Here is a 21547-nt window from a genome sequence, read left to right on the forward strand (position 1 = left end):
CGGCATATCGCTCCTTCGGTGGAGAAGTGGAGGCGTCAAGCACCCCCACGATATGCCGCCTTTCCGATTCCCGCCGTCACCAACTTTGGGCGATAGCTCTCGAGCTGGGCGCGGCCTGGCAGAAGCACTCCGAGCAGAGCGGCCGTGACTACCCGTCGGTCAAGCTAGACGACCCGAGCTTCCCGGCTTCGATGGCGGCGCGTTTCTGGGTCGAGCCGATCGAGGGGCGTTTCGAGAAAGTCGGCACCTATGAAATCGGCCGTGTCGTGAGCAGTCTCGTGAATGGATTGCCGCCGCGCTATCTCGAAGAGCCCGGGAATAAGCCGAAGCGTTAAGTGCGGTCGCGGTTCATGGCGTACTCATGCGCATGCCCATTGCTTCGGTCGTTGTATTCGCCGCAAAGCGCATACAGCACTGCCTCCACCTGGACATCGCTCCAGACCCACTCTTTTGACGTCCAGTGCGGATCGTAGAAGCCGTCGAAGCGGTAGGCCCGTTGATCGTAGTGAAGAACGATAAGGCCGGGGGTCTCAAGCCCAAGAGACGGGTCGACCAGAATTCCCGCCCGTTTTAGCGTTCTATCCGCTGTACCTTTTCCTTCGAAATCAGGTGTCCTGTGGATGGGTGCGCCGACTTCTCCAAACGCCATATTCCAAAGAACGCCGCTCACGCAAGCGCCGCCCATTGCCCGATCATAGTAGAATGGTGCCAGCGTGCCGGTTCCGCTTTCTGGCCTTGGCAAGCGGAGTATGTTCGCCAGCGCAAAAGTCGGCCCACGCTTGAACTGTGTATTCTTGAAGTTTCCGGCGGCCTTCTCAATGAGGGTTTCGATCGTTCCTCTCACCGATCTTGGATCGTAATCGGGATCGTTCCCATAGGGGCGGTGCGGCGCAATCTCTCCGACTCCCACCGCCACGCGCTGGCCGTCCGCGATCTGACGATCCACGTCGATCTGCACCTCCATGCCCTCATCGAGCATTTCGGGGAGGCGCTGTGGCGCATGGACGATATCGAGCGATTTGACTTCGATAAAAAACGCAAGCGTCTCTGTTTTGCCGTTAATCTCCACATCAAGCGAGCATTCGAAGTCAGGCCCCGCCAGTTTCGTCTCAGGTATCTTTGTGATCGTCAGCCTTCCTCCGGTGCGCACGCGAAGGAAAAGGCACACGAGCGCCTCTGAATAAATATCAAAGACACCGCGATAGACGCCGTAGCGCGGCTGCGCCGATGTCGCTGTCAATTTTGTTATCATGTCCTGCACAAAGGTCTGCATCGAGGGGTCCGCCAGAGCGGCGTCTTCGATCGCGCGCACCTGGCCGGGGTCGATACAGTTAAGCGTGTAGTCCATCGTTGTGCCGCTGAGAAAGCGGCGCTCGTCCTGGAACAATGCGCTGAGAGGATAGGCTGAACGCCACGCCGCAGCGAACGTCGTTTCGAATTCCGTTTTGAAAGAAGGATTCGCCGAAGGGTGCGCAAGCAAGACGAGCATCTTGTCAGTGCTATCGACAAGCGGCTGCTCGCGCCGCCGCAGAGCGCGATCCCGAAGGGCATTGAGCCAGTCCAGCTCGATACCGCCGAGCGCATAAGCTCGTTGCCCTCGGAACAAAGCCAGATGGCGACTGAAGGCATCACCGAGATCGGTGGAAACGGAGGGCATCCAAATGGGCGTGCTCATCATCATACCCATCCATACCAATACATCTAAAAGTTGTCGAATCCCATGCGGCGCGCTGCGAAAATGTGACAGGTGCATTCAGGCACATGCCAAGCCTTGCGATGCGCGGACGGATTATCTTTTATCGATGTCTTCACTTTTATGGCGCGTCCGGCCGGTGCCGGGCGGGCTCTCGTAAACCGAGCCGCGGATGCGTCTCGGTAGGGTAGCGCGGGACACCTCGAAGAGGATATCCCTACGCCCATCGATGCTGCATTTGCGGAGATCAAAGCCATCAACAAGGAGAGACGGAAAGTGCCTTCCGTCGATCCGATGGACCCCAACTTCAAAAGGCTCCGCTACTGCCGCTATGCCGACGACTTTCTTACGTCGATGTTCCTCAGAGAATGAGGGGCCAGAACGTGGCGCTCCAGCAAGAACTCGTAGAACAGAGCCGCCTGATCAGTCTGCTTTGGACCATCATCGATTCAGCCTCCGCCGATACCGCGATTGAATCAGCCAAGGTGCACCGCTTCAACGGGAGAGTTTTTCAACAAAATCCGGACAATAGCGGACATCGCTTCCGAACGGTTCCGGATGCTGCTGCTCATGGCACAAAGTGGCCATACAGCGACGGAAACTCAATAACGGTCATAAATTATATAGATATTTCAATGATATAAGATATTCTGAATGGCTCGCCAATTTTTTCAATAACTTAGACGAATTTGCCGCCGCGTTCGGTCGCTCCGACCAAGTATTAGCCGGGTATCGAAGGGGCACGCCGTAGGGAAGCCCGTAGAGCGTCCCGGAGCGGCGCGGTTCAGCGAGTTGATGGCCGCGTTCCGCAACAGCGTAATCATCGGCAGGAAGAACTGGGGCCGGATGACATACATTTTAGGGTAACGGTGAAAGACATCGACGATGCCGGTATTGTAGAGTTCGTTGTCGGGTTCAAGCAGTGAGACCAGGATGCAGTCTACAGTCAGCGTTGCTACTGACACCAGTACTTGCACGTGACGACGGCCGGTACGACCAGTCTCCGCTGTAGTCGTGGTTTGAAAGCTTGCAGAGCGAATTTGGAAAGTGCTGTACCGATGCCGATGGATACATAGTGTCCGATGCCGACTGGGAGTCCAGTCGGGGCCGTTATCCTACCCTCCAGTCGGAGAGATCCGGTTCGATCGTACTCGGTTGTCGAAGTCTCGACCGCGCGACGAGCCAAAGGCGCCGCTGCCGCACGTGATCCCGCTTCGCCGGCGTGCTTGCGGTCACCCGCAGGATGCCGCCAAGCGAGCCATCGTCGAGCTCGAGACCCATGCCGACGTCGATGAAAGCGGCACATCCTTGGTCTTCTGCAGGTGATCGATGGACTTATCGATCTCAGCGATCGCGGTTAGGAAGTGCTTGGAAGCAAGATCGTAGTTCTTCGAGAATGCCGTCTTAAATTTTTCCAGCTGGCTTTCAAACTGGGTGATGTCGATATTCTGAGCCTTCATAAGCGCAAGCTCGGTCTTGTACTTCCGGGAAGGCCTGGCCTTAAGGGACGCGCCGGCTGCATGTTTCCGGGCCGTCGCGGCCCCTTCCGCTCAGATGTCTTGGCAGTTACCTTCTACTTCTTCTGCCGCGTAATCCGATATGGGCATAGAAGACTTTAACTGGGCGCAATTGGTTTTAGAGCGACCGCCAACGCCCGGCGGCTCAAGAGGTGAGCCCGCGCAGTCTGTGGCCGATTGCAATTAGGCGGCCAGCATCGCCCGCTTATGGCTCGTTGAGGCATGCCGGCCGATCTGACCAACGTCCGCTTATGCCGAGACTGGAAGTCATCGCCTCACGGGCAAACACCGGGAGCCTGCTAAGCTGAATTGGGGACCGTCCTAAAATCGGACTTCGGAACAAATGTCCACTTTGTTTGGCACTTAGTCATTCTCGCACGCCGGTGCAGTACAGTTGGACCGCGATTTCAAGAACGAGTCTTCTCCAGCTATCAACCGAATCCAACCAAGCCCTGCAATCACTGTGGCCGGAAGCCGGCCCTCGCGGTGAAGATGCTCAATCCCGACACCGGTGGGATCGTTCGCATGTTCAAGTGCCAGTGCAGTGAGCAAACCTGGACCGAGAACAAAGTGTAAGGCACTCGTGGGCGGGCTCTGCACTCCGACTTCTGGCTCTTGGGCCCGTCGCCAACCTTCGCAGGGCCGCTATGTCTGCCTTGAGGAGATAAGCCGACCCAAGGGCAACTCGGTCCTCCGGGAGTACACTACGGACTCGCAGTCGGAGGAGCGATTCGAGCGGCGATTAACGACGCGTACTTCGCAACATATCATCCCGGAATCGCAACTTTTTCAGCTAGTTTTGATCAACCAGGCAAACACCTGTGCGTGTATCGCAATAAGAACAGGGCCCACTGCAACTTTTCCCACCAATCGGCCCTTGGGGGCTGTCAAGCTGCGGCCGCTGTGAACGGGGTGTCGTCGCCTGTGCATCCCCGTCTGCACCGATCTTATTCTTAAGGGCAACGACCTTTATCCAATACATTGTTCCGCCCTGATCGATCGCGGGAGAGCGCGGGCTGACCATAATAAAAATTGTCCCACTGTACTTTGTGCCAAAGAAATCCAAACGAGCCCTAATGACGTCATTTGCGATCTTATTCGCTGCTTGACCAAGCTCACTTCTTCTCAGAGGATTTTCTTCCGCTTGAGTTTGAGCATTTGCTGCGGCCATTGTTGCTGTGGACCGCGCTTCTAGAGCACATAAATCAGACTGCCCGACATTTTGTGCCGCTACCTTCCCGGTAAATACCGGGGTCATCAGACTGAGGATTATCGCAATTCTGATTGCAGACATGCGATTCTTCCCTTTCCTTGACGAGGTTTGTTCTGGTTCAGCAGAGATGGGAGGATGATCCGGTACGCGCCTGGCTTACCCCCGAACCTACAGCCTAGTGAGACCGATTATGGTGGCCCACGGACGCGTTGACTGACAATCAATTTAACAGGGCTGGACGCGGAATTACGTTGCGCCGCATCGTAGCGTTGTAAACAACTTCGGATGTACCAACCTACGCCGAAAACTGGCAGTGCCGATGACAAGTTATTGCTCATACACACTGCGGTTTCAGGTTTTGGCCCGTTGCGGACGTTCGCATACAGCGCGCCACGTCATGATTCCAGGCATGAAGCATCGGACGCGCGGATGGCCGTCTCTGTAATGCCTCTGACCATTGTGCGGCCGAAGCGGTTTGGTTGTGTGACAACGGCAACGGCACCATCAGGTGCGATCACCCATTCGCCGTCAATGAGGGTACGAGATTGAGGACCGAGGAGAGGTCCTAGAAAGTTGCGCAACTTTTCTTGCCGGTCTTTCGCGAGACAAGCATCCGGGAGATGCGATCGGCTTCAACCTCCTGAGCGACGTCGCACCTGAGTTCATGGCGTCGTTCGCCCGCGGCGGCGAGATAAGCCCGAGCCTCCTGCTGAGACGGAGTCTGGGCACGAAAGCGAATGCCGACATTCCTTCGGCTCCGACCTACACCGACGTCGTTGCCGGCTCTCTCTTCACCAATGCGAACTTCCGCAAGATCATGGACACGCTCAGGAATGCAGCCGATTTGCGCAAGGCTCGGCCCAAGTCCTGTGTCTGGTTAGTGCCGCAAATTGCCGCCTGGGGTACCACACGCGCGCTGCCGGTCATGCTGGATCAGATAACGGATCGGCTCGGGGTGGACGATCAGCAGAGCTCGGAGGATGAGGCGCTTCGCTCGATAGCCTTGTGGCGGGAAGGCCGCCAAACCATCTTCGCGAGGCGTTCGACCTCGTCGTCTCCGGACATGACGTGGCGACCATCCCGCCGGGACTCGAAATATTGTTGATTCCAGGTCTGATCGCGGCCATTTGCATCCACTTACCGGTGGAAGCAGCCCGTGCGTTTCCCATTCCCGTCGGCATTCTGACCTTCGATGATCAGGTGATCGAGCGCATCCAGAGCGTCTTACAGGAATGCATCCCAAAGGAGATCGGCCGCTTCTTCGTGCGCGACGCGTTGCGCGAAGCCATTCAAACGCTGAAGACCGGCCAAGAACTGCTCGAGCCCGTCGAGCGCGAGGCCGCGTCGCGCCTTGCGATGGACTCAGACCGGCAGGGCGTGCCGGGAAGCCCGGATCTTGCGGCAACGATCTTCGAGAAGATCGAGAAGGCCGATGTTTTCCTGGCCGACGTGACCCTTGTCGGCGAGACACCCGACGGCAAGAAGCTCATCAATTCCAACGTCGCGATCGAATACGGGCATGCGCACCGGCGCGCGGCGCGCGGCGCGTGCTGATGGTGCAGAACCTTCATTACGGCGATGGTGATGCGCTGCCGTTCGATCTGCGGCAAAAATCCTGGCCGCTGAGCTACACCCTCGCGCCCGGCGCTTCCAAGGCCGAGATCAGGGGCGGAGCGCGACAAGCTCAAGGCCCAGTTCGTTGCGGCGCTCCGCCCCTATCTCACCGTGGCCGCGGCCGCGGCGCCGGAGCATGTCCCTACGCCCACGACCTTCACCAAGGCCGTGTTCTTCCAACCGGGCGAGATCCTGGCGCAGAATCATGCGCCGTCGCCGGATGCGATCGATTACCGTTTCAGCCAGCGCCAGGCGCTCTATCTCCGCCTGATGCCGGTTCGGGCACGCGCTGCACCGCTCAAGCTCACCCCGCTTTACGATGACGTCCTGAACCGGCGCGTCGATCTCCTCCGCAATCTCTATATGGGAGTCGGCGACCGCAACGCCCATGGCGCCATCACCTATGAGCCGCACGGCACGGCGACCGAGCCGCGCGCGTTCACGCAAGTCTTTCCAAACGGTGAGTTCTGGGCCGTGACCACGGAGATGTTCGTTCATCACCAGGGCGACGATCTGATCCACGAACGTGCAAAACATTTTCGGTCGCGTGCTGGAAAATTTCGTGACACTGTCCAACGGTTACGGCACCGGCACGCCGTTGCGCGTGATCATGGGCGGCGTCGGTCTGCGCGGGAAGCGCCTCGGGATCGGCCGTCACCAGATCAGCCAACCGATCCAGGTCGACGAGCGGCAGATTGCTGTGGAGCTGCCCACGGGATCACGGGACGAACGCGACGAAGCCGTCGCGGCGTGGTTGGCCGAGCTTTACGACATTGCCGCCGTGCGTCACGGGGACGAGGAATAGCTAGAACAAACCCTGCGACCGCGGATGCCCTGTCAGTGCTCGAAAATGTCGCGCCGGAGCCTGATCCGTGCGATCATATGAAGATTCGTCACCAGTCTTCGTGATGCCATGGACTTTTCTGCCGCGCTCGAACGCGTGCACGACCATATCGAGAATGACCGCGTTGAAAACGCGGTCATGGCTTGTCTGCGCGTCGCGCGGGCAAGCAAGGATTTCTTGTTCGCCGCCATCTTCCTTCGCGAGCTTTACCCCAGCAAGAACGAGATCGCGCGGGCGCTCTTTACGGAGACGCGGCACCTCAACGATGAGGCCAAGAAATTCATCTTCGAGCGGTCGCTGGAGCGTTTCCTCGAGTTGCACACGATCGAGGGCGTCGATCCAGATACAAGCAAGGCTGAGGGCGACCGGGCCAACGTCCTGATGGCCGCGGCGGGCGAGATCGAGTCCGAGATCAAGCGTTGGCAGGACACGCTGGCCGACCTCGTGCCACCACCCGGCCTGTCGCAGTACGACATGGCGGAGTTCACGGCCAGCGCCATGGAGCAGAAAGGGATCGTGCGCACGCGGCTTGCCGGGCTGCATACGATCAAGGCCCGTCTCAAGACCCGCTGCCTCAACTACGCGCTGGAGATCGAACGCCAGCTCGAAGCAGGACGGCAACACGACAACTTCCTGCACAGCGTACAGGGGGAAGTGCACAATTACTTCAAGGGCCGGTCCGATGACGTCGTGCAGAAGCTGATCAAGGCAAGCCAACTGGCCACCTCGAAGGATGGCGAGGATTGTGCGCTCGTGCTGACCGAGGTGCGTCGCGCGATGAAGGCGGCTGCCGATCTGTTCTGGCCGGTCACGAGCGAGGATCCGGTCACCTGTGCGGATGGGCAGCAACGCAAGCTCGGCGATCAGCAATACCTCAACCGGCTGCAGGAATTCATGCGGGTCAAGCTGCGCAATTCCAGCGCGCGGGACCTGCTGATGGCCGAGCTCGACCATCTGGACGTCTTCTTCCGTCGGCTCAACGATCTCGCCTCCAAGGGGGTCCATGCTGAGGTCACTGTGGCAGAAGCGCGCCAGGGCCTGGTCAGTCTTTATTTATTCCTGTCGAACGTGATCCGGCACCTCGTCTCGGCCGAGCCGCAGACCGCGTGAGGGCTTACCCGCGGGGCAGGGCTCGCCCTACTATCTCAAGGCATGGGCATGTGGAACTGGCTGACCGGATCGAAGGATGCGCCGCGCGATGACGCGGACGAAGAGGAGTTCGACCTCGGCAACACGATCCATATCGCCTCGCATGATTTCATCGGGCTGCGCGCGCGCTCGCCGAACGGGCGGTTCACGCTGGCCTGGGCCGATGGAGGCCCCGATCAGTCGCGGATCGGGCGTTATCTCCTGCTCGACGGCAAACGGGTGATCGTCGAGGGCCGGATGCCGCGCCCCAATGATGGGGTGGTGACCGATGGCGGCGTTTTCATTCTCAATGACTGGGGCGCGTCGGAGACACTTAGCGGGACCTTCCACGCGTTCGACGTCAATGGGAAGACGTTGGTGTCACGCCGTTTCATGGCTAACCTTTTCAACAACGGCGTCTCGGCCGATGGTCATTTCGCGGCCTGCCAGACGGCGAACGCGCCGGGTGCCGATGGCAACCGGCTCACCGTGTTCGATCTACAGGTTGGCCGCGAGATTGGCGGTTTCCAGCCGGAATCGGGATGGGCCAAGAACTATGCATTCTTTCCCGAAACCAGGCACATCCGCCTTCTCTACCACGATGGCGGCGCGTTCGATTGCGACTTCGGGGGCGCGTTCGTCGACCGGATGAAGTGGCTGGCATTCGGTCTCATGCAAGGCAACATCTTCGTCATCGAGACCCTAATCGCAGAGATGGATGGCAAGCTGAGCCCAGAACTTGCCAACCAAGTGTTGCCCGCGATCGACATCGCGCTCGGCAAACTTCGCGCCGACGATAATCGCACTCGGGCGCGGCTGTTGCGATCGCGCGGCACCTGCCTCGAGGCGCTCGCCGACCTCAGGGAGGCACTCGCCTGCTACGACGAAGCGCTGTCACTTGATCCCAAGGTCGGCGTGAAACGCAGGGCCGACGCTTTGCGCAAGGTCGTTTAGCAACAGCCCGCCTTAGATCCCGTTCAGTGTGGGCAATCGCAGTCGGGCTCGGCCACACGGCGTGATTATGTTGGCGGCCCGATCGAGTCTTCCTTGACGCCGCGGGCGACGACTCGGAGGCTGCTGTCAGGAAGCGGCCGCTGTAGCTTCAAGGCCTCATCCGGAGGTGCCGTCATCCAGGTCTCTACCTCGTCCGGCGTCGTTAGGATCACGGGCATCGCCTTCGGATGGATGGCGGCGACCTCGGTGTTTGGCTCCGTCGTGAGGAACGCGTAGAGGTCGTTGGTCGTCTCACCTTCCTTGGCCTTTCGGACGGACGTCCAGTTGGTCCAGATACCGGCGAAGCAGGCGAGGGGACGGGTCTCATCGAGCGCGAACCATATGTCGCCGCCTTCGGCCTTGTTGAACTCGCTGAAAGAGTTGAACGGCACCACGCAGCGATTTTCGGTTCCCAGCCATCGCGTCCAGTGCTTGCTCTTGACGTTGCGGATGTTGGTCGTGCCGCCGTCCGGTTCCATTCTGAGCAATTCCTTGAAATCGACCGGCTTGCCCTTGGCCTGCAGCTTTTCGGCCCGCTTCTTGGTGGCGTCCATGAGTGCCTTCGATGACGATGGCATTCCCCACCGCGCCGTGGCGAGCTCGCGGCCCTCGGTTCCGTTGCGCACCATCGGCGCCTGGTAGTCCGGAAATACGCCGGGCATCGGTGCCAGATTGCCCACGTGTCGGTTCACGACGCGAAAAAGCGCGCTGATCGCGGCCTGGTTAGTCGTGATCGAATAGAGATTGCAGATGTGGACGGCCCCCCACTTGTCAGGATTGTAGCAGACTTCTGGCCAGATCGCTTGCTATCAGATGTCCGGCCTGTTTGCGCGGACAAAGTCCGCTGGCCGAGATGGTGTTCGCTACGCACGCTCCAAGCACATGGGCGACACTCGTGGTGCCAGTGTAATCTTCGGAAGCTCGCGCGTATCGACCGATCGGTCCTTCCATCTACTGCGTCCTGCAAGTTCGTGGGCAATCCGCCGAGCAACCTTGCTCGCGGGGCGATTTCAGATCAAGTCGGCATGGCGACTACCGGCTGGTTGTACACGCCGCCCGATATCATCAAGCGCCAAGCCGCGATTGGCGACCTTCTCGGCAACGCCGTTCGTTTTGGCGTGGTGGACGACGTGCTCGCCGCCGGCGAGGGCATCGAGACCATGTTGTCGCTGCGCTACGTGCTGCCGACCCTGCCGATGGTCGCTGCGCTTTCCGCCAATCACCTCGCTGCCATGTTGCTGCCGTCTGGCCTGCGGCGGCTCTATATCGCCCGCGATGCCGATGCCGCTGGTGATACGGTGCTCGCCGTTCTGACCCAGCGCGCAACAGACGCCGGCATTGAAGCGATCACGTTGTCGCCACGGCTCGGCGATTTCAACGAAGATCTGCACGTCTTCGGTCTTGACGGTCTCCGAGCGGCCTTGCGGATTCACCTCGTGCCTGAGGATGTCGTCCGCTTCCTGCATTCGTCGACGGTGTCCGCGGAATAGGTCACAACGGTTCGATCGACCGTGATAGATCGATCATAGGCGAGGCCAATACCGGAAGAGGACGCGACCTCGGCCTTCTAGGGGGCGATCGGACGGCAAGCGGCCCGGGTCGGCAATGGCTGCGTCCGGCTATTTTCCGCCGCGCGCCTGCAATTGAAACACACATCATATGTCATATGTCTAGCCAGCGGCGCTTTGCATCGCGAAGCAAAATAGCCAGCCTCCGCCATCCTACGCTGCCGCTTCGGCCCTTCGGGTTCTGGCCCGTTCCGCCCGCCGTCTGAGTGATCGCCACGAAGGCCGCGAAGGGCGCGGCCAAATCCGGCAAAGGGCCTCCTTCCATGACCAACCATGACGACGTCGAACCGCCGCACGCGTCTTCTCCGACCGACCATGTCCTCACCGAACTACAGCTCTTCGGCTGCCGTCCCTTCGACGACCAGCCTGATCCGAGACCGCTTCCCGAAGGCAAGATGATCTCGGGTGCCGTGGCCGATATCTTCGACGCCCTGGTTGCGACCCTGAACGACACGCGGCTCGAGCCGGACCTTGACGATCTGCTCTGGTCGACCGTCAACTTGTTCCATCGTGCCGTCGATCGCATCGAACGCCAGCTCGACGACAACGAGCAGGCGCAGCACAAGAGCCAGCGCGAGCAGAACGGCTCCGAAGTACGAACGGTCGAACTCGAGCGCCTCACGGCTGAAGGCATCACGCTGATCGAGCGCCGCAACTGCCTGGAGCTCTTCCGCGATCAGGCCATCGAGCGATTTGAGGTCCACACCGGCTCGGCCTGGCGTCCTCGGTCGGGGTCATTGGTCAATCACCGCACGCTCACCGCGGCAATGATCGACTCCCGCGACTTCATCGCAGCAAAACGCCGCGCCGAGACCGAGGTCATGCTGCCATCAGGCCCGAAGATCGCACTCACCGGCGGGCTCGACTTTAACGATCACCACCTCATCTGGGATCGCCTCGACAAGGTTCACACCAAGCATCCCGACATGGTCCTGCTCCATGGCGGCTCACCGAAAGGCTCCGAACTCATTGCCTCCAAATGGGCGATCAATCGCAAGGTACCGCAGATCGCCTTCAAGCCGGACTGGACCAAGCATGCCAAAGCTGCGCCGTTCAAGCGCAACGACGCCATGCTCGAATTGCTTCCGATTGGCGTCATGCACTTCCCGGGCACGGGAATCCAGGACAACCTCGCCGACAAGGCGAAGCGGTTCGGCATCCCCGTCTGGAAGTTCGGCGGCGCATGAGCACCGTCTTGCGTACTTCAAGACATGGTGGAGTTGCGTGCCGCAACTCCGCCTCGATTCGATATTAGGTCCGAAGCCGCGCCGCGGTGGTGGTGGAAGGCGCGACTGGTACATCTATGCACATGGAGCCACCACCATGCTCGCCCTTGGGCTTGTTCTCAACACACTCGGCATTGGCTTGTTCTGCTGGGCGATCTTTGCGCTTGCTGTGTATGCCATGCCGTTTTTCGTCGCGCTTAGCGTCGGGATGCTGCAATTTCATGGCGGCGCCGGCGTCGTCGGCGCGCTGCTTATCGGATTGGCCTCCGGCGCACTGACGCTCGCTGTCGCTCAGGTCGCCGTCGCGGTCTGTCGGTCCCGGACCTTGCGCATCCTGATCGCAGCCGCATTCGCCGTCCCCGCGGCTATCGCTGGCTATCATGTGGTGTTCGCGATGTCGCAGATCGGGGTGCCTTCGCTGGCTTGGCGCGAGGCCTTCGCTTGCTTGGGTGCGGTTTGCATCGGCGGCACGGCATGGACGCGCTTGACCGTTTTCGCGGAGATCCGTCCGTTCGAACCGGCCGGGGTGGCGGAGAATATGCCTCGACCGGTGCTCACAGCAGCAACGCATGAGCGATGACCTTTCGTCGCCATCATCGGTCGAGCAAGGTTACAGGGCGGCACGTTGAACGAGGGATCATCGAGCTTGAGCGAGAGGTAACCCCGCTTTTCCTCGTAGCGCTTTGACCAAGTCCCCAATCTCCGCCCGGTCCACATTGCTGCGGTGGAGCGGCGCGCGGCGCTCGATGATTTCTTCCGGGGCGATACCGCCCTTTGCGGCAGATTGTTTCTCTTTCTGCGCCGAACCGTACCGACTTCTTGTGCAGCTCAACCGAGATTCGCCAAGTCTTCTCCTTGAGATTGCGGTTCAGCACGCGGACGCACGTGGCCTCTTTGATGGCTTGATCTGGCCGAAGACCGGCTTCGCCTCGATCGCCTAAGCCGCAACGCCGTTAATGCGACTTTCTTCCCCTGGGCTTACGCCCATTCCTCGCGAGGCAAGAAAGTCGCAACAACGGCGTCCTCCGCTGCGCTCCGGCCCGCGAGCGGGTGCGTCGTCGATCGCCCTCGGCCTCTAGATCGCCATCGAGGCCGCGGTGGTCGCGGGCTCGAAACACAACAGGAGAAGTGACATGGCTAACATCGGTTCTTTCAAGAAGGTCGGCAACGATTTCCAGGGCGAGATCGTCACCCTGAGCCTGCAAGCCAAGGGCGTCCGTATCGTCGCCGAGACCAACCGATCCAACGACAACGCTCCCAGCCACCGCATCTACGTGGGACGCGCCGAGATCGGCGCAGCCTGGTCGAAGCGCTCCGAAGAGGGCCGCGATTACCTCTCGCTCAAGCTCGACGATCCTTCGTTCAACGCGCCGATCTATGCGAACCTGTTCGACGACGAAGGCGGCGAGGGCTACACGCTCCTCTGGTCGCGGCCTCGCAAGAGCGGCGAGTAAGATCGCTCCACCAAGCCCCGTCCGGCTCGCCGGGCGGGGCTCTCTTTCTTAGAGCATCGGGCAGAGCGAAGCCGTCGCCGCCGAATCGAGCCGGCCACGTCAACTACTCGCCCTGGCCTCGAGTCTTTCGCTTGGCGCTTGTTGTGGGCGGCCGAGCAAGCAGGTCCGCTGCCTCGACACCCAAGCTACGAGCCAGCCGATCGACAACATCGATGCCCGCCGCATAGACGCTTCGCTCGGTGCGCTGATATAGGTGCGGTCAATTTCGGCTCTGTGAGCCAATTCCTCCTGCGACAAGCCGCGGGCTTGTCGCAGCTTCCGCAAATTGATTGCAAGTATCTCGCGTATATCCATACGCGAGAGGGCATGTCCTTGAAGAGTATTTCACCACGGAGTATTCTCGACAAAACGCGATCAGGTCGGGGCCCGTGAGAAGATTTTAGCGCTTCTGCCTCTTCCGGCCTGCGTGTTAGAAGTTGTCTAATCTAAGGCGTGGAGTCTTATGAGGAAGCCGCCACTCGATCCCGATGTCGCCGACGCTGCGCCCACCGACCAGATTCTGACGGTCTATGACGAGCAGCACCTGGTGACCTATATGCGCCTTCTGCAGGCTGAGAGCGAAGGGGCTGACTGGACAGAAGTGGCTCGGGTCGTGCTGCATATGGATCCGGAGCGCGAACGGGGTCGTGCGCGCCGCGCATACCAGAGTCACCTGGCGCGCGCTAAGTGGCTGACCGAGCAGGGCCGTCTATTGCGTGGAGATGGCTCCAAATAGAAGAAATTGTCGCGCCAAATTTGGCCGAGCGAATAATCTTCTCTCGCTTACTCGTGGTCATTTTCATGCACCACGTGGTGCCAAACTAGGGGCTTCCTACAACCGTCTCGTTCATACCTATTGCGCCGCAATCGTTGTTAGCTGAGTGCAATGGGACGGAAGCAATGCCTGAATTCGACTGGCGGTCGCCGGATTCATACAGGAGCCTACAAGACGCTGAAATCGCGGACATCGCCTGGGAATGTCTTCGCCGCAACGCGGACTATCGACGCGACTACGAAGCGATGATCGCCAGTAGCCCAGATGGCCAAGCGACCGCCGAGTTCAGGAGGAGGTGGGGCATCTGCTTTCGCCCATGACCCTCAGCGGTCCTTCGATGAGCAGACCATCTTTGGGGCGCCTGAAGTTCTAGCCGCGGTCGTTCCAGTCACGGTCGCCTCGGCCACCGATCGCAGTTCAGCGTCTCAACCGCTGCTCGACCTCACAGCAGGTGAGGTGCGGCGCACCGCCGACGGCTGGCACGCCGTGCTGCGCATCGGCGCGGTGGAGCACCGTGTCTGGTCCAAAGAACCGCCGGTGCTCGGCGCGTCATACGCAGCCGAATTGCCGTTTGACGGCGATTTGGAAGCTCGCGCGTATGCAGCCCGACGGCTGTGGCGCGCGATGAATGGACGTGCGCCCGGACCTGCATTTCACAAACTATCTAAACAGCGGCGCGAACGTCTGGGCTCCGCCATCCGTGCGCTCGATGCTCGCCGCGCCGGCGGTAGCTATCTCACCGTGGCCGAAGCGCTGTTCGGCAAAAAGCGCATCCCTGAACGCGCCTGGAAGACGCACGATTTGCGCAATCGAACGGTCCGCCTGGTGAAAGGCGGCCTCGCGTTGGTACGCGGGGGTTACCGCAAACTTCTGCGGCCCGGCCGCAGGGACGAATAGCTCCTCGGCCGAGGGGTATCGAAAATCATACCCCCAACATTCCGCATCCCCCTCCGACATCGCGCTTCTCCATGATGACCGCACACACGCCGACGCCGCCATCCGCGGTGCGCTGTCACCTTGGAGTTCTCAAATGCCCGATGCCATGGCCGGACTTCCCCCTCGCTTCCTGCGTACACCGGAAGCCGCGCGTTACCTCGGCCTCTCCGGTCGTACGCTCGAGAAGCACCGCACGTACGGCACCGGGCCGACGTATCGGAAGATCGGCGGACGTGTCGTCTACGCCATAGACGATCTGAAAGCGTGGGCCGATCTCGGCGCCAAGACTTCGACGTCTGACCCCGGGAAGGGGACCGTGCTGCCGGCCAAGAAGCATCCGGTACTGCGCCCGTATGCTGGCCAGGAACGTCGCTGACCGTCGCGAGAGAGCAGTGACCATGCGGCGAAGACAACATTCCGAGCGCGACCGGTTGGAGCTCTTTCGGGCGCTGCCCGGTGATCTCGCACGCGCGACGCGCAGGATCTGATGGCTTATTCGTTCTTTTCGCTGGCGAAGACCAAGCGGGTCGCGCCGATCGAATTCCGTGCTGGTACGATCGCGATTTGTGTCGAAGCCGTGCCGGAACACGGCATGGCAACCATCTGGGATGCAGACGTTCTGATCTGGGCTGCATCCCAGATCATCGAAGCGCGTGATGCCGGCTTGAAGACGTCGCGCCTGATGGCTGCACCAGCGTGCGTGACTATGACCGGCTGAAGGCAGGTCTCGACAGACTTCAGTCAACGACTGTGATGACATCGATCCGCCAGACGACAGAACGGCGCCGGCATCGTTTCTCCTGGATCAACGAGTGGAAGGAGACGGCCGATGCAAATGCCCGGCCGTTCGGGCTCGAACTGATCCTGCCCCATTGGTTCTATGCTGGCGTCGTTGATGACGCGCTCGTGCTGACGATCGATCGCGCTTATTTCGATCTGACGGGCGGACTCGAGCGGTGGCTTTACCGTCTCGTACGCAAGCACGGCGGTCGCCAGGATGGCGGCTGGAGCTTTGACCTTGTGCACCTGCATGCCAAGTCCGGCATCCTCTCGCCGCTCAAGCACTTTGCTTACGACGTGCGTCAGATCGTCCAGCGCCAGGCATTGCCCGGTTATCAGCTCGTGCTCGCGCGCGATCCGAACGGTACCGAGCGGCTGAACTTCGCGCCTAAGCCTGTCGATCCCTTAACGCAACGCCTGCGCGGCGCGGTCTCGTTCCAAGTTCGGAGGACAACCTGTGAATCAGCTCGTGCTATCGGGGACCGCAACCCTCGTGCGATCGGGGACCCGATCCTCGTGCTATTGGGGACCGAAAACGAGACTAAGAGCTTGTTTCTGCGCACCTTCTCGCCGCTCTAACTTTACTAACATACTGACACTAACTTCTTGTTGTGAATCAGTAAGTTGTGAACAAGTCGGCTGCGCGTGCAACGAGGATGCCTCATGTGCTCACTCTGTCACGCGCAAAACTTCGCTGCAATACGATTGTTATCTCCAATCTGCGCGCGCGAACGCGATCGCGCGCAAATCTTCGCGATCGTTGGCGTCGACATCATCGCCTGGTGCGCGTCACGTCCTTTTGCGGCCACTCGCTCGTCGAGGAGAACTCGATAACATCCGTGGTTGGCACGATGGCCACCACAAGCCGGAATCTGAGGAAAGGGCGGTCAGGCTAACCAGCGCCGTGCGTGATGGCTTCAAATGTCGTTATGAAGCCGCCGGCAAGAAAAGTTGCGATCTCACCCAAATCCCCGTCTCCTCGGGAGACGCCGCTCCGCCGTGGCGGAAGGAGAAGGCGCGCGTGGAAGCGGCCGGGTCGCGGAGGCCCTTACATCGCCGCAGCGACCCGGCCGCGCTTGCCGCCGGCGCCAAACCGGAACGTGGTGCCATCGATCCAGATCTTGTGCAGCAGCACCGCGAGCGCTCGCGCCACCGCGGTCGCCGCGCGCTTCAGACCCTTCTTCCTGGCCAGCCGCAGCCCCCACAGCCGCAGCTTGAAGTTCTTCGGAATGCGCGTGAGGATCGCGATCGCTGCCTCATACAGCATCGCCCGCGTCAGCTCATCGCCGCATTGGAGATGCTGCCGATCCGGTCGGTCTGGCCGGATTGATAGCGCCGCGGCGTCAGCCCGAAATGGGCGCCGACATTGGTCGACTTCCTGAATCGCGCCGGATCGTCAACGGTCGCACGAAACGTCAGCGCCACGAGTGCGCCGACGCCGGGCACCGTCATCATCCGTCGCACCGCGCTGTCGCTGCGCGCCGCCGTCAGCGCCAGGCGGTGCAGTTTTGCCAACTGCAGCCGCATCGCGTTGCGGGCGTCCAGCAGCGGCGCGACAATGGCTTCCAGTTCCTTCTTTCCGGCCATGATCTCGCGCACCCGCGCATCAAAACGGCCGACCGAGATCTCGCCGACCTTGAGGCCGAACGGGCGCAACAGGCCGCGGATCATGTTCTCCATGTCCAGCACCTTGCCGAGCATCGCCTTGCGCCCGACCAGCAGCGCGCGCAGCGTTTGCGCGCCTTCCGACTTGACGTGCACCGCGCGGAACCAGCCGGTCCGCATCATCTGCGCAATGCCTTTGGCGTCGTTCCGATCGGTCTTGTTCAGCATGGCGTTCAGCGCCGCCTTGGCATGGCGGGTTTCGATGCAGATCACGGGCAGGCCCTTTTCGGCAAGCGCCGTGAACAGCCAGGCGCTGTACGAGAAGGCCTCCAGCCCGACGCGCTTGAGGGGGATTCCCCATTCCGCCAGGAACAGCTCGATCGCATCCGGATCGGTCTCGAGTTTCGCTTCCCGGACCACCTTGCCGTCACCGTCCACCATGCAAATGTTGGTCGCCTCCAGCGACACGTCGAGCCCTGCATAGAAGTCCATCATGCGCCTCCACCGCCGATCGCCGGCACGCACCGCGCGTTCCGTTCGCGAATCGCTGTGAAGCATTTTCGCAGCAGCACGGCCGGCGAGGGGGCACCGGTCAGTACCCCGGCTAACCAGAAATCCTTCGGATTTCTTCTAACGGACCAGGCGGAAAGCCGCATTGGAGGCGTCCGGCAACAGGGTTCCGTCAGTCCTGCTTGCCTTCGCAAGCCGCACGCGATCTCCACCGAGCCTCGAGCTCACGGTTGCCCGTTCCAGCTTCAGGGAGCGGCGGCATGAGCGATCTCACCGAAGTGGAAGTGTTGTGGCTCGAGAAGCGGATCGAAAACCGCATTCGGTTCGGTCGCATCGTCAAGGGACGCAAGCTTGATCGTCACCGGCGTGTTCTGTCATTTGCACCCAGCAGCATCTTTGCCTTCGTCCGTTGGACCTCTAACGACTTTGGCACGATCATCTCACGGATCGACATCTTGCGCACGGTCGCGCCTGGACAGCGCTGCTCGACCGTACCTTATGTGACACCCGGCGGAGAGATTCTGCTGCGCCTGTCAGGCTGGCCGAAAGTCGAGCGCGTGCTGCAGCTGACCGATGCCGTTGAGGCACTCGGCATCGATCCCGCTGACGTCGCGCCTGATCATTGGCATCATGTTCATAGCCGCCTGTCCGTCAATGAACACCCGCGTCCCTACACGAAGGCGCGGCATCAGGCCTGGCTTCACCGGCAGAGGGTGATACGATGACAGGTCGCATGAAGACGTTGACTTCGACGTTTGGAGTCGCTGCTGCGCTCGTCGCGACAATCGCTCTGGAGCCGCTTCCGCTCTACATCTGGAATGCATCCGCGAGCGTGCCGATCGGTCTCTATCGCCTGCGACCGGCGGACCACTTCCAAGTCACTGAGCTGGTCGCCGTGCAGCCGCCGGAGCCGCTTGCGACCTTCCTCGACCTGAACGGCTATTTGCCTGTCGGCGTCCCGATGCTCAAGCGCGTGCTGGCACTGCCCGGGCAGACGGTTTGCAGAAGCGGGCTCACGCTTTCGGTCGATACCATCGCGGTCGGCCAGGCGCGGGATCGCGATGGACGCGGCCGGCCGCTGCCGAAATGGCAGGGCTGCCGCGTTGTCGGCGACGGCGAGCTGTTTCTCATGAACTGGCAGTCGGACGACTCTCTTGACGGCCGATATTTTGGATTTCTCCCGGCGTCGGCCGTGATCGGCCGTGCGTTCCCGGTGTGGACCTGGGAGGAGTGAACGTGCTTGTCTCAAGTGGTCAGCTCGTCATTCCTCTGTTCGATCGATCGCGGGACCATTCCCCCGTTCTCTAATCGCGGCCCATCATGCAAGCCCTTTCTTTCCCATTCTCAGCACACCCAAAGATGCTAGTTCTTTCCGTCGAACCGATGGCGAGCAAAAGTTTGTTTGGCACGGCGAGGTCAAGCCCGGAGCCGCCGAAGGCGGGGGCGCAAAGCGCCAGGCTTGAGCTCGCTGGGCCAAACAAACAAACTGTTCCGCCAGTTTCGATCCTATGCCAAGCTGCTGTCCATAGTGTCAGTCGCTGCCGAGTCCATGGTTCTCTTCGCAGTCCGATTGGCTCAACGGCTGCATTTATGCGTCAGAAGGTCGGCGCCGCTATGTCCCGAGCGCGGTCTGCATTTCTGCAGCCGCAGGAGGAATGGCGCGGCCGCCGGCGCTCGTCCCGGCAGGGACCTCTCACCGCCATCGCTGACAGCGGATCTCCATGTTGTTTGTACCTATTAGGCGATCGCGGCGCGGGCACCCCACTGGAATGGCGTCCCGTCACGCCACATGTGATGCAGCATGACCGCCAGTTTCCTCGCAGCTGCGACCATTGCCCGTTTGCTACCCAATCGTTCGATCAATGCGCGTCCCCATTCCTGGAGTGGAGAGGGTCGAGAGCAGCGGCGCAGCACGACGCAAGCAGCCTCGTAAAGCAAGGTTCGCATAGCTGGGTCGCCAGCACGCGAGATAGCTCCAGCCCTGTCGGTTTCACCCGACTGGAATGTCCGAGGAGTAAGCCCGAGATATGCAGCGACGGTTCGCGAGCGCTTGAACCGGTGTGGATCTTCGACCGTTCCTATGTACGAAAGCGCAACAATTACGCCGACGCCAGGGGCAGTCATGAGACGCTTGGCGATCGGATCGGCCGATGCCCGCCGGCAAAGCGCGCGGTCGAAGACTGCGATTTGCTCCTGCAAGGTACCGAGAGCAATCAACATTGGTTCGACAATGGTCAACAGCACCGGATTGTCCTGGATCGCCGACCGGGCAATTTGGATGTATCGCCGCTGACTTCCGATCTTGAGGATCAAACCGAAAGTCTTCAGCAGTCCGCGGACCGTATTCTTGATCTTCAAGGCCGTGCTGACGAGCTGGGCGCGTGCGCTGATCATCGCGCGGATTGCGTAGGTATCCATACTCTTGACCAGCACTTGCCGGTACCAGCCAACGCGAACGACCTGTGCGATCCCTTGCGCGTCGTTGGCATCAGTTTTGTTAATCTGAAGCGACAACGCTGCCTTGGCATGAGGGGCGTCGATGCAGATAATTGGCACTCGGCGCTTCTTAAGTTCGTGGAAGAGCCACACGGAAAGCATTCCGGTCTCGAGGCCGACCCGCATAGCATTTGGCGCGTGCTTGCAGACAAGTTTCTCGATTTCGTCTGGCGTCGATGCACAACATCCTCGCCAGAGCGGTTGACCGGTTTCGTCGACAACGCAAGCTTTGGTTTCTTCAAGCGACTTGGCTCGATCGGGCGCGCGCGTTTGGGCTGTCGTGCCCCTGATGTTTCTCCTGACCGCGCTCGACAGTGCTGTTTTGGCTGAGGGCGGATTAGCCGCCCCTCCGGCGATCCATCAGGCCGCTAACTCTTTTGCAGGCTTCATGGATGATGCTTCAAAGCGCTTTGCGGTGCCGGTGAACTGGATCGTTGCAGTCATCGACATCGAAAGCGCTGGAGACGTGCATGCCAGATCGCCTACAGGCGCAATGGGCCTGATGCAGATCATGCCGGCGACCTGGGTAGAACTTCGCGAACGCTATAAACTCGGTGGCGATCCTTACGACCCGCACGACAACATTCTGGCCGGCACGGCGTATCTGCGCGAATTGCTCGATCGCTATGGCTCGCCTGGCATGTTTGCCGCGTACAATGCGGGACCATCTCGTTACGAAGAGCATCTCGCGGGCGGCCCATTGCCAGACGAGACGCAAGCGTACGTAGCCAAGCTTGCAACTCTGCTTGGCATCGAGTTGCCTCCGACGTGGACCGCCGGCCGGCAGTTATCGACAGCTGCAACGTTGTTCGTCTCGCGATCCGATCTGATGAAAACACGCGATCGGCCGCCGACGCTCATGCCTTCGAGCAGCGGCAAAACTGCAATGTCAGTGCGCGATGTTTCGCCCATGGTCCCCCAGCCTATTGGCATGTTTGTCCCTCAATCGGATTCGGGAGCATCGCAATGACCAGGTGGGCGGGTTCGCAAGTCATGGCGTGCTTCAGCGAGCAATTGGCGGAAGGGGGAGAGCAGTGGGCAAACTCGACGGCAGGACGGCCGCCCGTAATCGGTCTCCTGCAGAACTTGCGGCGGCGGAGCAGATGGTCTGCGCGATGAATATTGCGCACACTGCACCGGCTCAGCAACGCGGGAG

General features: G+C 60.5%; 24 protein-coding genes and 8 pseudogenes. 20 read left to right on the forward strand and 12 right to left on the reverse strand.

Annotation, left to right across the window (positions count from 1 at the left end; all coding sequences use genetic code 11):
• The coding region (locus tag IVA75_RS34625; protein WP_247287463.1) for a DUF736 family protein at positions 1–335 on the forward strand (335 nt) is incomplete at its 5' end.
• Here IVA75_RS34625 and IVA75_RS34630 read toward each other — a convergent pair.
• Complete coding sequence (locus tag IVA75_RS34630; protein ID WP_247287464.1) at positions 332–1678, reverse strand: hypothetical protein; 1347 nt, start codon at positions 1676–1678, stop codon at positions 332–334. The genes IVA75_RS34625 and IVA75_RS34630 overlap by 4 nt on opposite strands.
• 398 nt (positions 1679–2076) lie before the next feature.
• Between IVA75_RS34630 and IVA75_RS34635 the strand changes: the two genes are divergently transcribed.
• Complete coding sequence (locus IVA75_RS34635; RefSeq protein WP_247287465.1) at positions 2077–2337, forward strand: hypothetical protein; 261 nt, start codon at positions 2077–2079, stop codon at positions 2335–2337.
• Positions 2338–2478: 141 nt separating this feature from the next.
• Here the strand turns inward: IVA75_RS34635 and IVA75_RS34640 are convergent.
• Positions 2479–2628 (reverse strand): annotated as a pseudogene (locus tag IVA75_RS34640) (DUF2130 domain-containing protein); the annotation flags it as partial.
• Here IVA75_RS34640 and IVA75_RS40400 point away from each other — a divergent pair.
• Positions 2616–2807: pseudogene (locus tag IVA75_RS40400) on the forward strand (hypothetical protein); the annotation flags it as partial. The pseudogenes IVA75_RS34640 and IVA75_RS40400 sit on opposite strands and share 13 nt — an antisense overlap.
• A 118-nt stretch (positions 2808–2925) precedes the next feature.
• Here IVA75_RS40400 and IVA75_RS34650 read toward each other — a convergent pair.
• From IVA75_RS34650 to IVA75_RS34660, 3 genes and pseudogenes are all read right to left on the reverse strand, one after another.
• Positions 2926–3153: a DUF2130 domain-containing protein gene (locus IVA75_RS34650; protein ID WP_247287466.1), complete on the reverse strand. Its 228-nt coding sequence runs from the start codon at positions 3151–3153 to the stop codon at positions 2926–2928.
• A gap of 850 nt (positions 3154–4003) precedes the next feature.
• Positions 4004–4504 (reverse strand): hypothetical protein, encoded by a 501-nt coding sequence (locus tag IVA75_RS34655; RefSeq protein ID WP_247287467.1) that lies wholly within the window; start codon positions 4502–4504, stop codon positions 4004–4006.
• A gap of 270 nt (positions 4505–4774) precedes the next feature.
• Positions 4775–4956, reverse strand: a pseudogene (locus tag IVA75_RS34660) (hypothetical protein); the annotation flags it as partial.
• Between the two features lie 131 nt (positions 4957–5087).
• Between IVA75_RS34660 and IVA75_RS34665 the strand changes: the two are divergent.
• Positions 5088–5528 carry a hypothetical protein gene (locus IVA75_RS34665; protein ID WP_247287468.1) on the forward strand — a complete coding sequence of 147 codons (441 nt, stop codon included), beginning with the start codon at positions 5088–5090 and terminating at the stop codon, positions 5526–5528.
• The gene (locus tag IVA75_RS34670) at positions 5492–5977 is read left to right on the forward strand and encodes a hypothetical protein (RefSeq protein ID WP_247287469.1); all 486 of its coding nucleotides are present in this window, start codon (positions 5492–5494) and stop codon (positions 5975–5977) included. The genes IVA75_RS34665 and IVA75_RS34670 overlap by 37 nt, the downstream gene beginning before the upstream one ends.
• 108 nt (positions 5978–6085) lie before the next feature.
• On the opposite strand, the gene IVA75_RS34675 is transcribed toward IVA75_RS34670, so the two are convergent.
• Positions 6086–6574: a hypothetical protein gene (locus tag IVA75_RS34675; RefSeq protein ID WP_247287470.1), complete on the reverse strand. Its 489-nt coding sequence runs from the start codon at positions 6572–6574 to the stop codon at positions 6086–6088.
• 25 nt (positions 6575–6599) lie between these two features.
• Here IVA75_RS34675 and IVA75_RS34680 point away from each other — a divergent pair, with 25 nt between their 5' ends.
• Positions 6600–6842 carry a hypothetical protein gene (locus tag IVA75_RS34680; RefSeq protein WP_247287471.1) on the forward strand — a complete coding sequence of 81 codons (243 nt, stop codon included), beginning with the start codon at positions 6600–6602 and terminating at the stop codon, positions 6840–6842.
• Here IVA75_RS34680 and IVA75_RS34685 read toward each other — a convergent pair whose 3' ends face one another.
• Positions 6843–7202, reverse strand: coding sequence for a hypothetical protein (locus IVA75_RS34685; protein ID WP_247287472.1), 360 nt, complete (start codon positions 7200–7202; stop codon positions 6843–6845). It abuts the gene before it with no gap.
• Between IVA75_RS34685 and IVA75_RS34690 the strand changes: the two genes are divergently transcribed.
• Together IVA75_RS34690 and IVA75_RS34695 are read left to right on the forward strand one after the other, a co-directional pair.
• Positions 7197–7991 (forward strand): hypothetical protein, encoded by a 795-nt coding sequence (locus IVA75_RS34690; RefSeq protein WP_247287473.1) that lies wholly within the window; start codon positions 7197–7199, stop codon positions 7989–7991. The genes IVA75_RS34685 and IVA75_RS34690 overlap by 6 nt on opposite strands.
• A gap of 48 nt (positions 7992–8039) precedes the next feature.
• Entirely contained in the window at positions 8040–8963 is a 924-nt protein-coding gene (locus tag IVA75_RS34695) for a tetratricopeptide repeat protein (protein WP_247287474.1), read from the forward strand.
• 65 nt (positions 8964–9028) lie between these two features.
• Here the strand turns inward: IVA75_RS34695 and IVA75_RS34700 are convergent, their stop codons facing one another.
• On the reverse strand, positions 9029–9754 hold the full coding sequence (locus IVA75_RS34700; RefSeq protein WP_247287485.1) for an SOS response-associated peptidase family protein: 726 nt from the start codon (positions 9752–9754) through the stop codon (positions 9029–9031).
• A gap of 327 nt (positions 9755–10081) precedes the next feature.
• On the opposite strand from IVA75_RS34700, the pseudogene IVA75_RS34705 reads away from it, so the two are divergent.
• The 3 genes and pseudogenes from IVA75_RS34705 to IVA75_RS34715 form a co-directional block, all read left to right on the forward strand.
• Positions 10082–10492 (forward strand): annotated as a pseudogene (locus IVA75_RS34705) (toprim domain-containing protein); the annotation flags it as partial.
• 341 nt (positions 10493–10833) lie between these two features.
• Positions 10834–11757, forward strand: coding sequence for a DUF2493 domain-containing protein (locus IVA75_RS34710; protein WP_247287475.1), 924 nt, complete (start codon positions 10834–10836; stop codon positions 11755–11757).
• 136 nt (positions 11758–11893) lie between these two features.
• Complete coding sequence (locus IVA75_RS34715) at positions 11894–12376, forward strand: hypothetical protein (RefSeq protein WP_247287476.1); 483 nt, start codon at positions 11894–11896, stop codon at positions 12374–12376.
• A gap of 38 nt (positions 12377–12414) precedes the next feature.
• Here IVA75_RS34715 and IVA75_RS34720 read toward each other — a convergent pair.
• Positions 12415–12532 (reverse strand): annotated as a pseudogene (locus IVA75_RS34720) (DUF736 family protein); the annotation flags it as partial.
• A gap of 397 nt (positions 12533–12929) precedes the next feature.
• Here IVA75_RS34720 and IVA75_RS34725 point away from each other — a divergent pair.
• Positions 12930–13250 carry a DUF736 domain-containing protein gene (locus IVA75_RS34725; protein WP_027562526.1) on the forward strand — a complete coding sequence of 107 codons (321 nt, stop codon included), beginning with the start codon at positions 12930–12932 and terminating at the stop codon, positions 13248–13250.
• Between the two features lie 103 nt (positions 13251–13353).
• Here IVA75_RS34725 and IVA75_RS34730 read toward each other — a convergent pair.
• A pseudogene (locus tag IVA75_RS34730) lies at positions 13354–13604 on the reverse strand (helix-turn-helix transcriptional regulator).
• Between the two features lie 148 nt (positions 13605–13752).
• Here IVA75_RS34730 and IVA75_RS34735 point away from each other — a divergent pair.
• The 5 genes and pseudogenes from IVA75_RS34735 to IVA75_RS34755 all read left to right on the forward strand — a co-directional run bounded on the left by IVA75_RS34735 (position 13753) and on the right by IVA75_RS34755 (position 16241).
• A complete protein-coding gene (locus tag IVA75_RS34735; RefSeq protein WP_247287478.1) occupies positions 13753–14025 on the forward strand; it encodes a DUF2285 domain-containing protein in 273 nt (90 codons plus the stop codon).
• A gap of 164 nt (positions 14026–14189) precedes the next feature.
• Positions 14190–14384 (forward strand): DUF6499 domain-containing protein, encoded by a 195-nt coding sequence (locus IVA75_RS34740; protein ID WP_247287479.1) that lies wholly within the window; start codon positions 14190–14192, stop codon positions 14382–14384.
• A 136-nt stretch (positions 14385–14520) separates the two neighbouring features.
• A complete protein-coding gene (locus IVA75_RS34745; protein ID WP_247287480.1) occupies positions 14521–14961 on the forward strand; it encodes a DUF2285 domain-containing protein in 441 nt (146 codons plus the stop codon).
• A 133-nt stretch (positions 14962–15094) separates the two neighbouring features.
• Complete coding sequence (locus IVA75_RS34750; protein ID WP_247287481.1) at positions 15095–15376, forward strand: helix-turn-helix domain-containing protein; 282 nt, start codon at positions 15095–15097, stop codon at positions 15374–15376.
• Positions 15377–15398: 22 nt separating this feature from the next.
• A pseudogene (locus IVA75_RS34755) lies at positions 15399–16241 on the forward strand (replication initiator protein A).
• A gap of 587 nt (positions 16242–16828) precedes the next feature.
• Here IVA75_RS34755 and IVA75_RS34760 read toward each other — a convergent pair.
• Positions 16829–17877 (reverse strand): annotated as a pseudogene (locus IVA75_RS34760) (IS110 family transposase).
• 278 nt (positions 17878–18155) lie between these two features.
• Between IVA75_RS34760 and IVA75_RS34765 the strand changes: the two are divergent.
• Positions 18156–18620, forward strand: a complete 465-nt coding sequence (locus tag IVA75_RS34765; RefSeq protein ID WP_247287482.1) for a DUF2840 domain-containing protein — start codon at positions 18156–18158, stop codon at positions 18618–18620.
• A complete protein-coding gene (locus IVA75_RS34770) occupies positions 18617–19129 on the forward strand; it encodes a S26 family signal peptidase (RefSeq protein ID WP_247287483.1) in 513 nt (170 codons plus the stop codon). Before IVA75_RS34765 ends, IVA75_RS34770 begins: the two co-directional genes overlap by 4 nt.
• A gap of 503 nt (positions 19130–19632) precedes the next feature.
• Here IVA75_RS34770 and IVA75_RS34775 read toward each other — a convergent pair.
• The gene (locus tag IVA75_RS34775; protein WP_247287486.1) at positions 19633–20682 is read right to left on the reverse strand and encodes an IS110 family transposase; all 1050 of its coding nucleotides are present in this window, start codon (positions 20680–20682) and stop codon (positions 19633–19635) included.
• On the opposite strand from IVA75_RS34775, the gene IVA75_RS34780 reads away from it, so the two are divergent.
• Entirely contained in the window at positions 20681–21361 is a 681-nt protein-coding gene (locus IVA75_RS34780; protein ID WP_247287484.1) for a lytic transglycosylase domain-containing protein, read from the forward strand. The genes IVA75_RS34775 and IVA75_RS34780 overlap by 2 nt on opposite strands.
• The last annotated feature ends 186 nt before the right edge of the window (positions 21362–21547 follow it).

Origin of the sequence: Bradyrhizobium sp. 134 (assembly GCF_023074155.1) — a bacterium.
Taxonomy (GTDB): domain Bacteria; phylum Pseudomonadota; class Alphaproteobacteria; order Rhizobiales; family Xanthobacteraceae; genus Bradyrhizobium.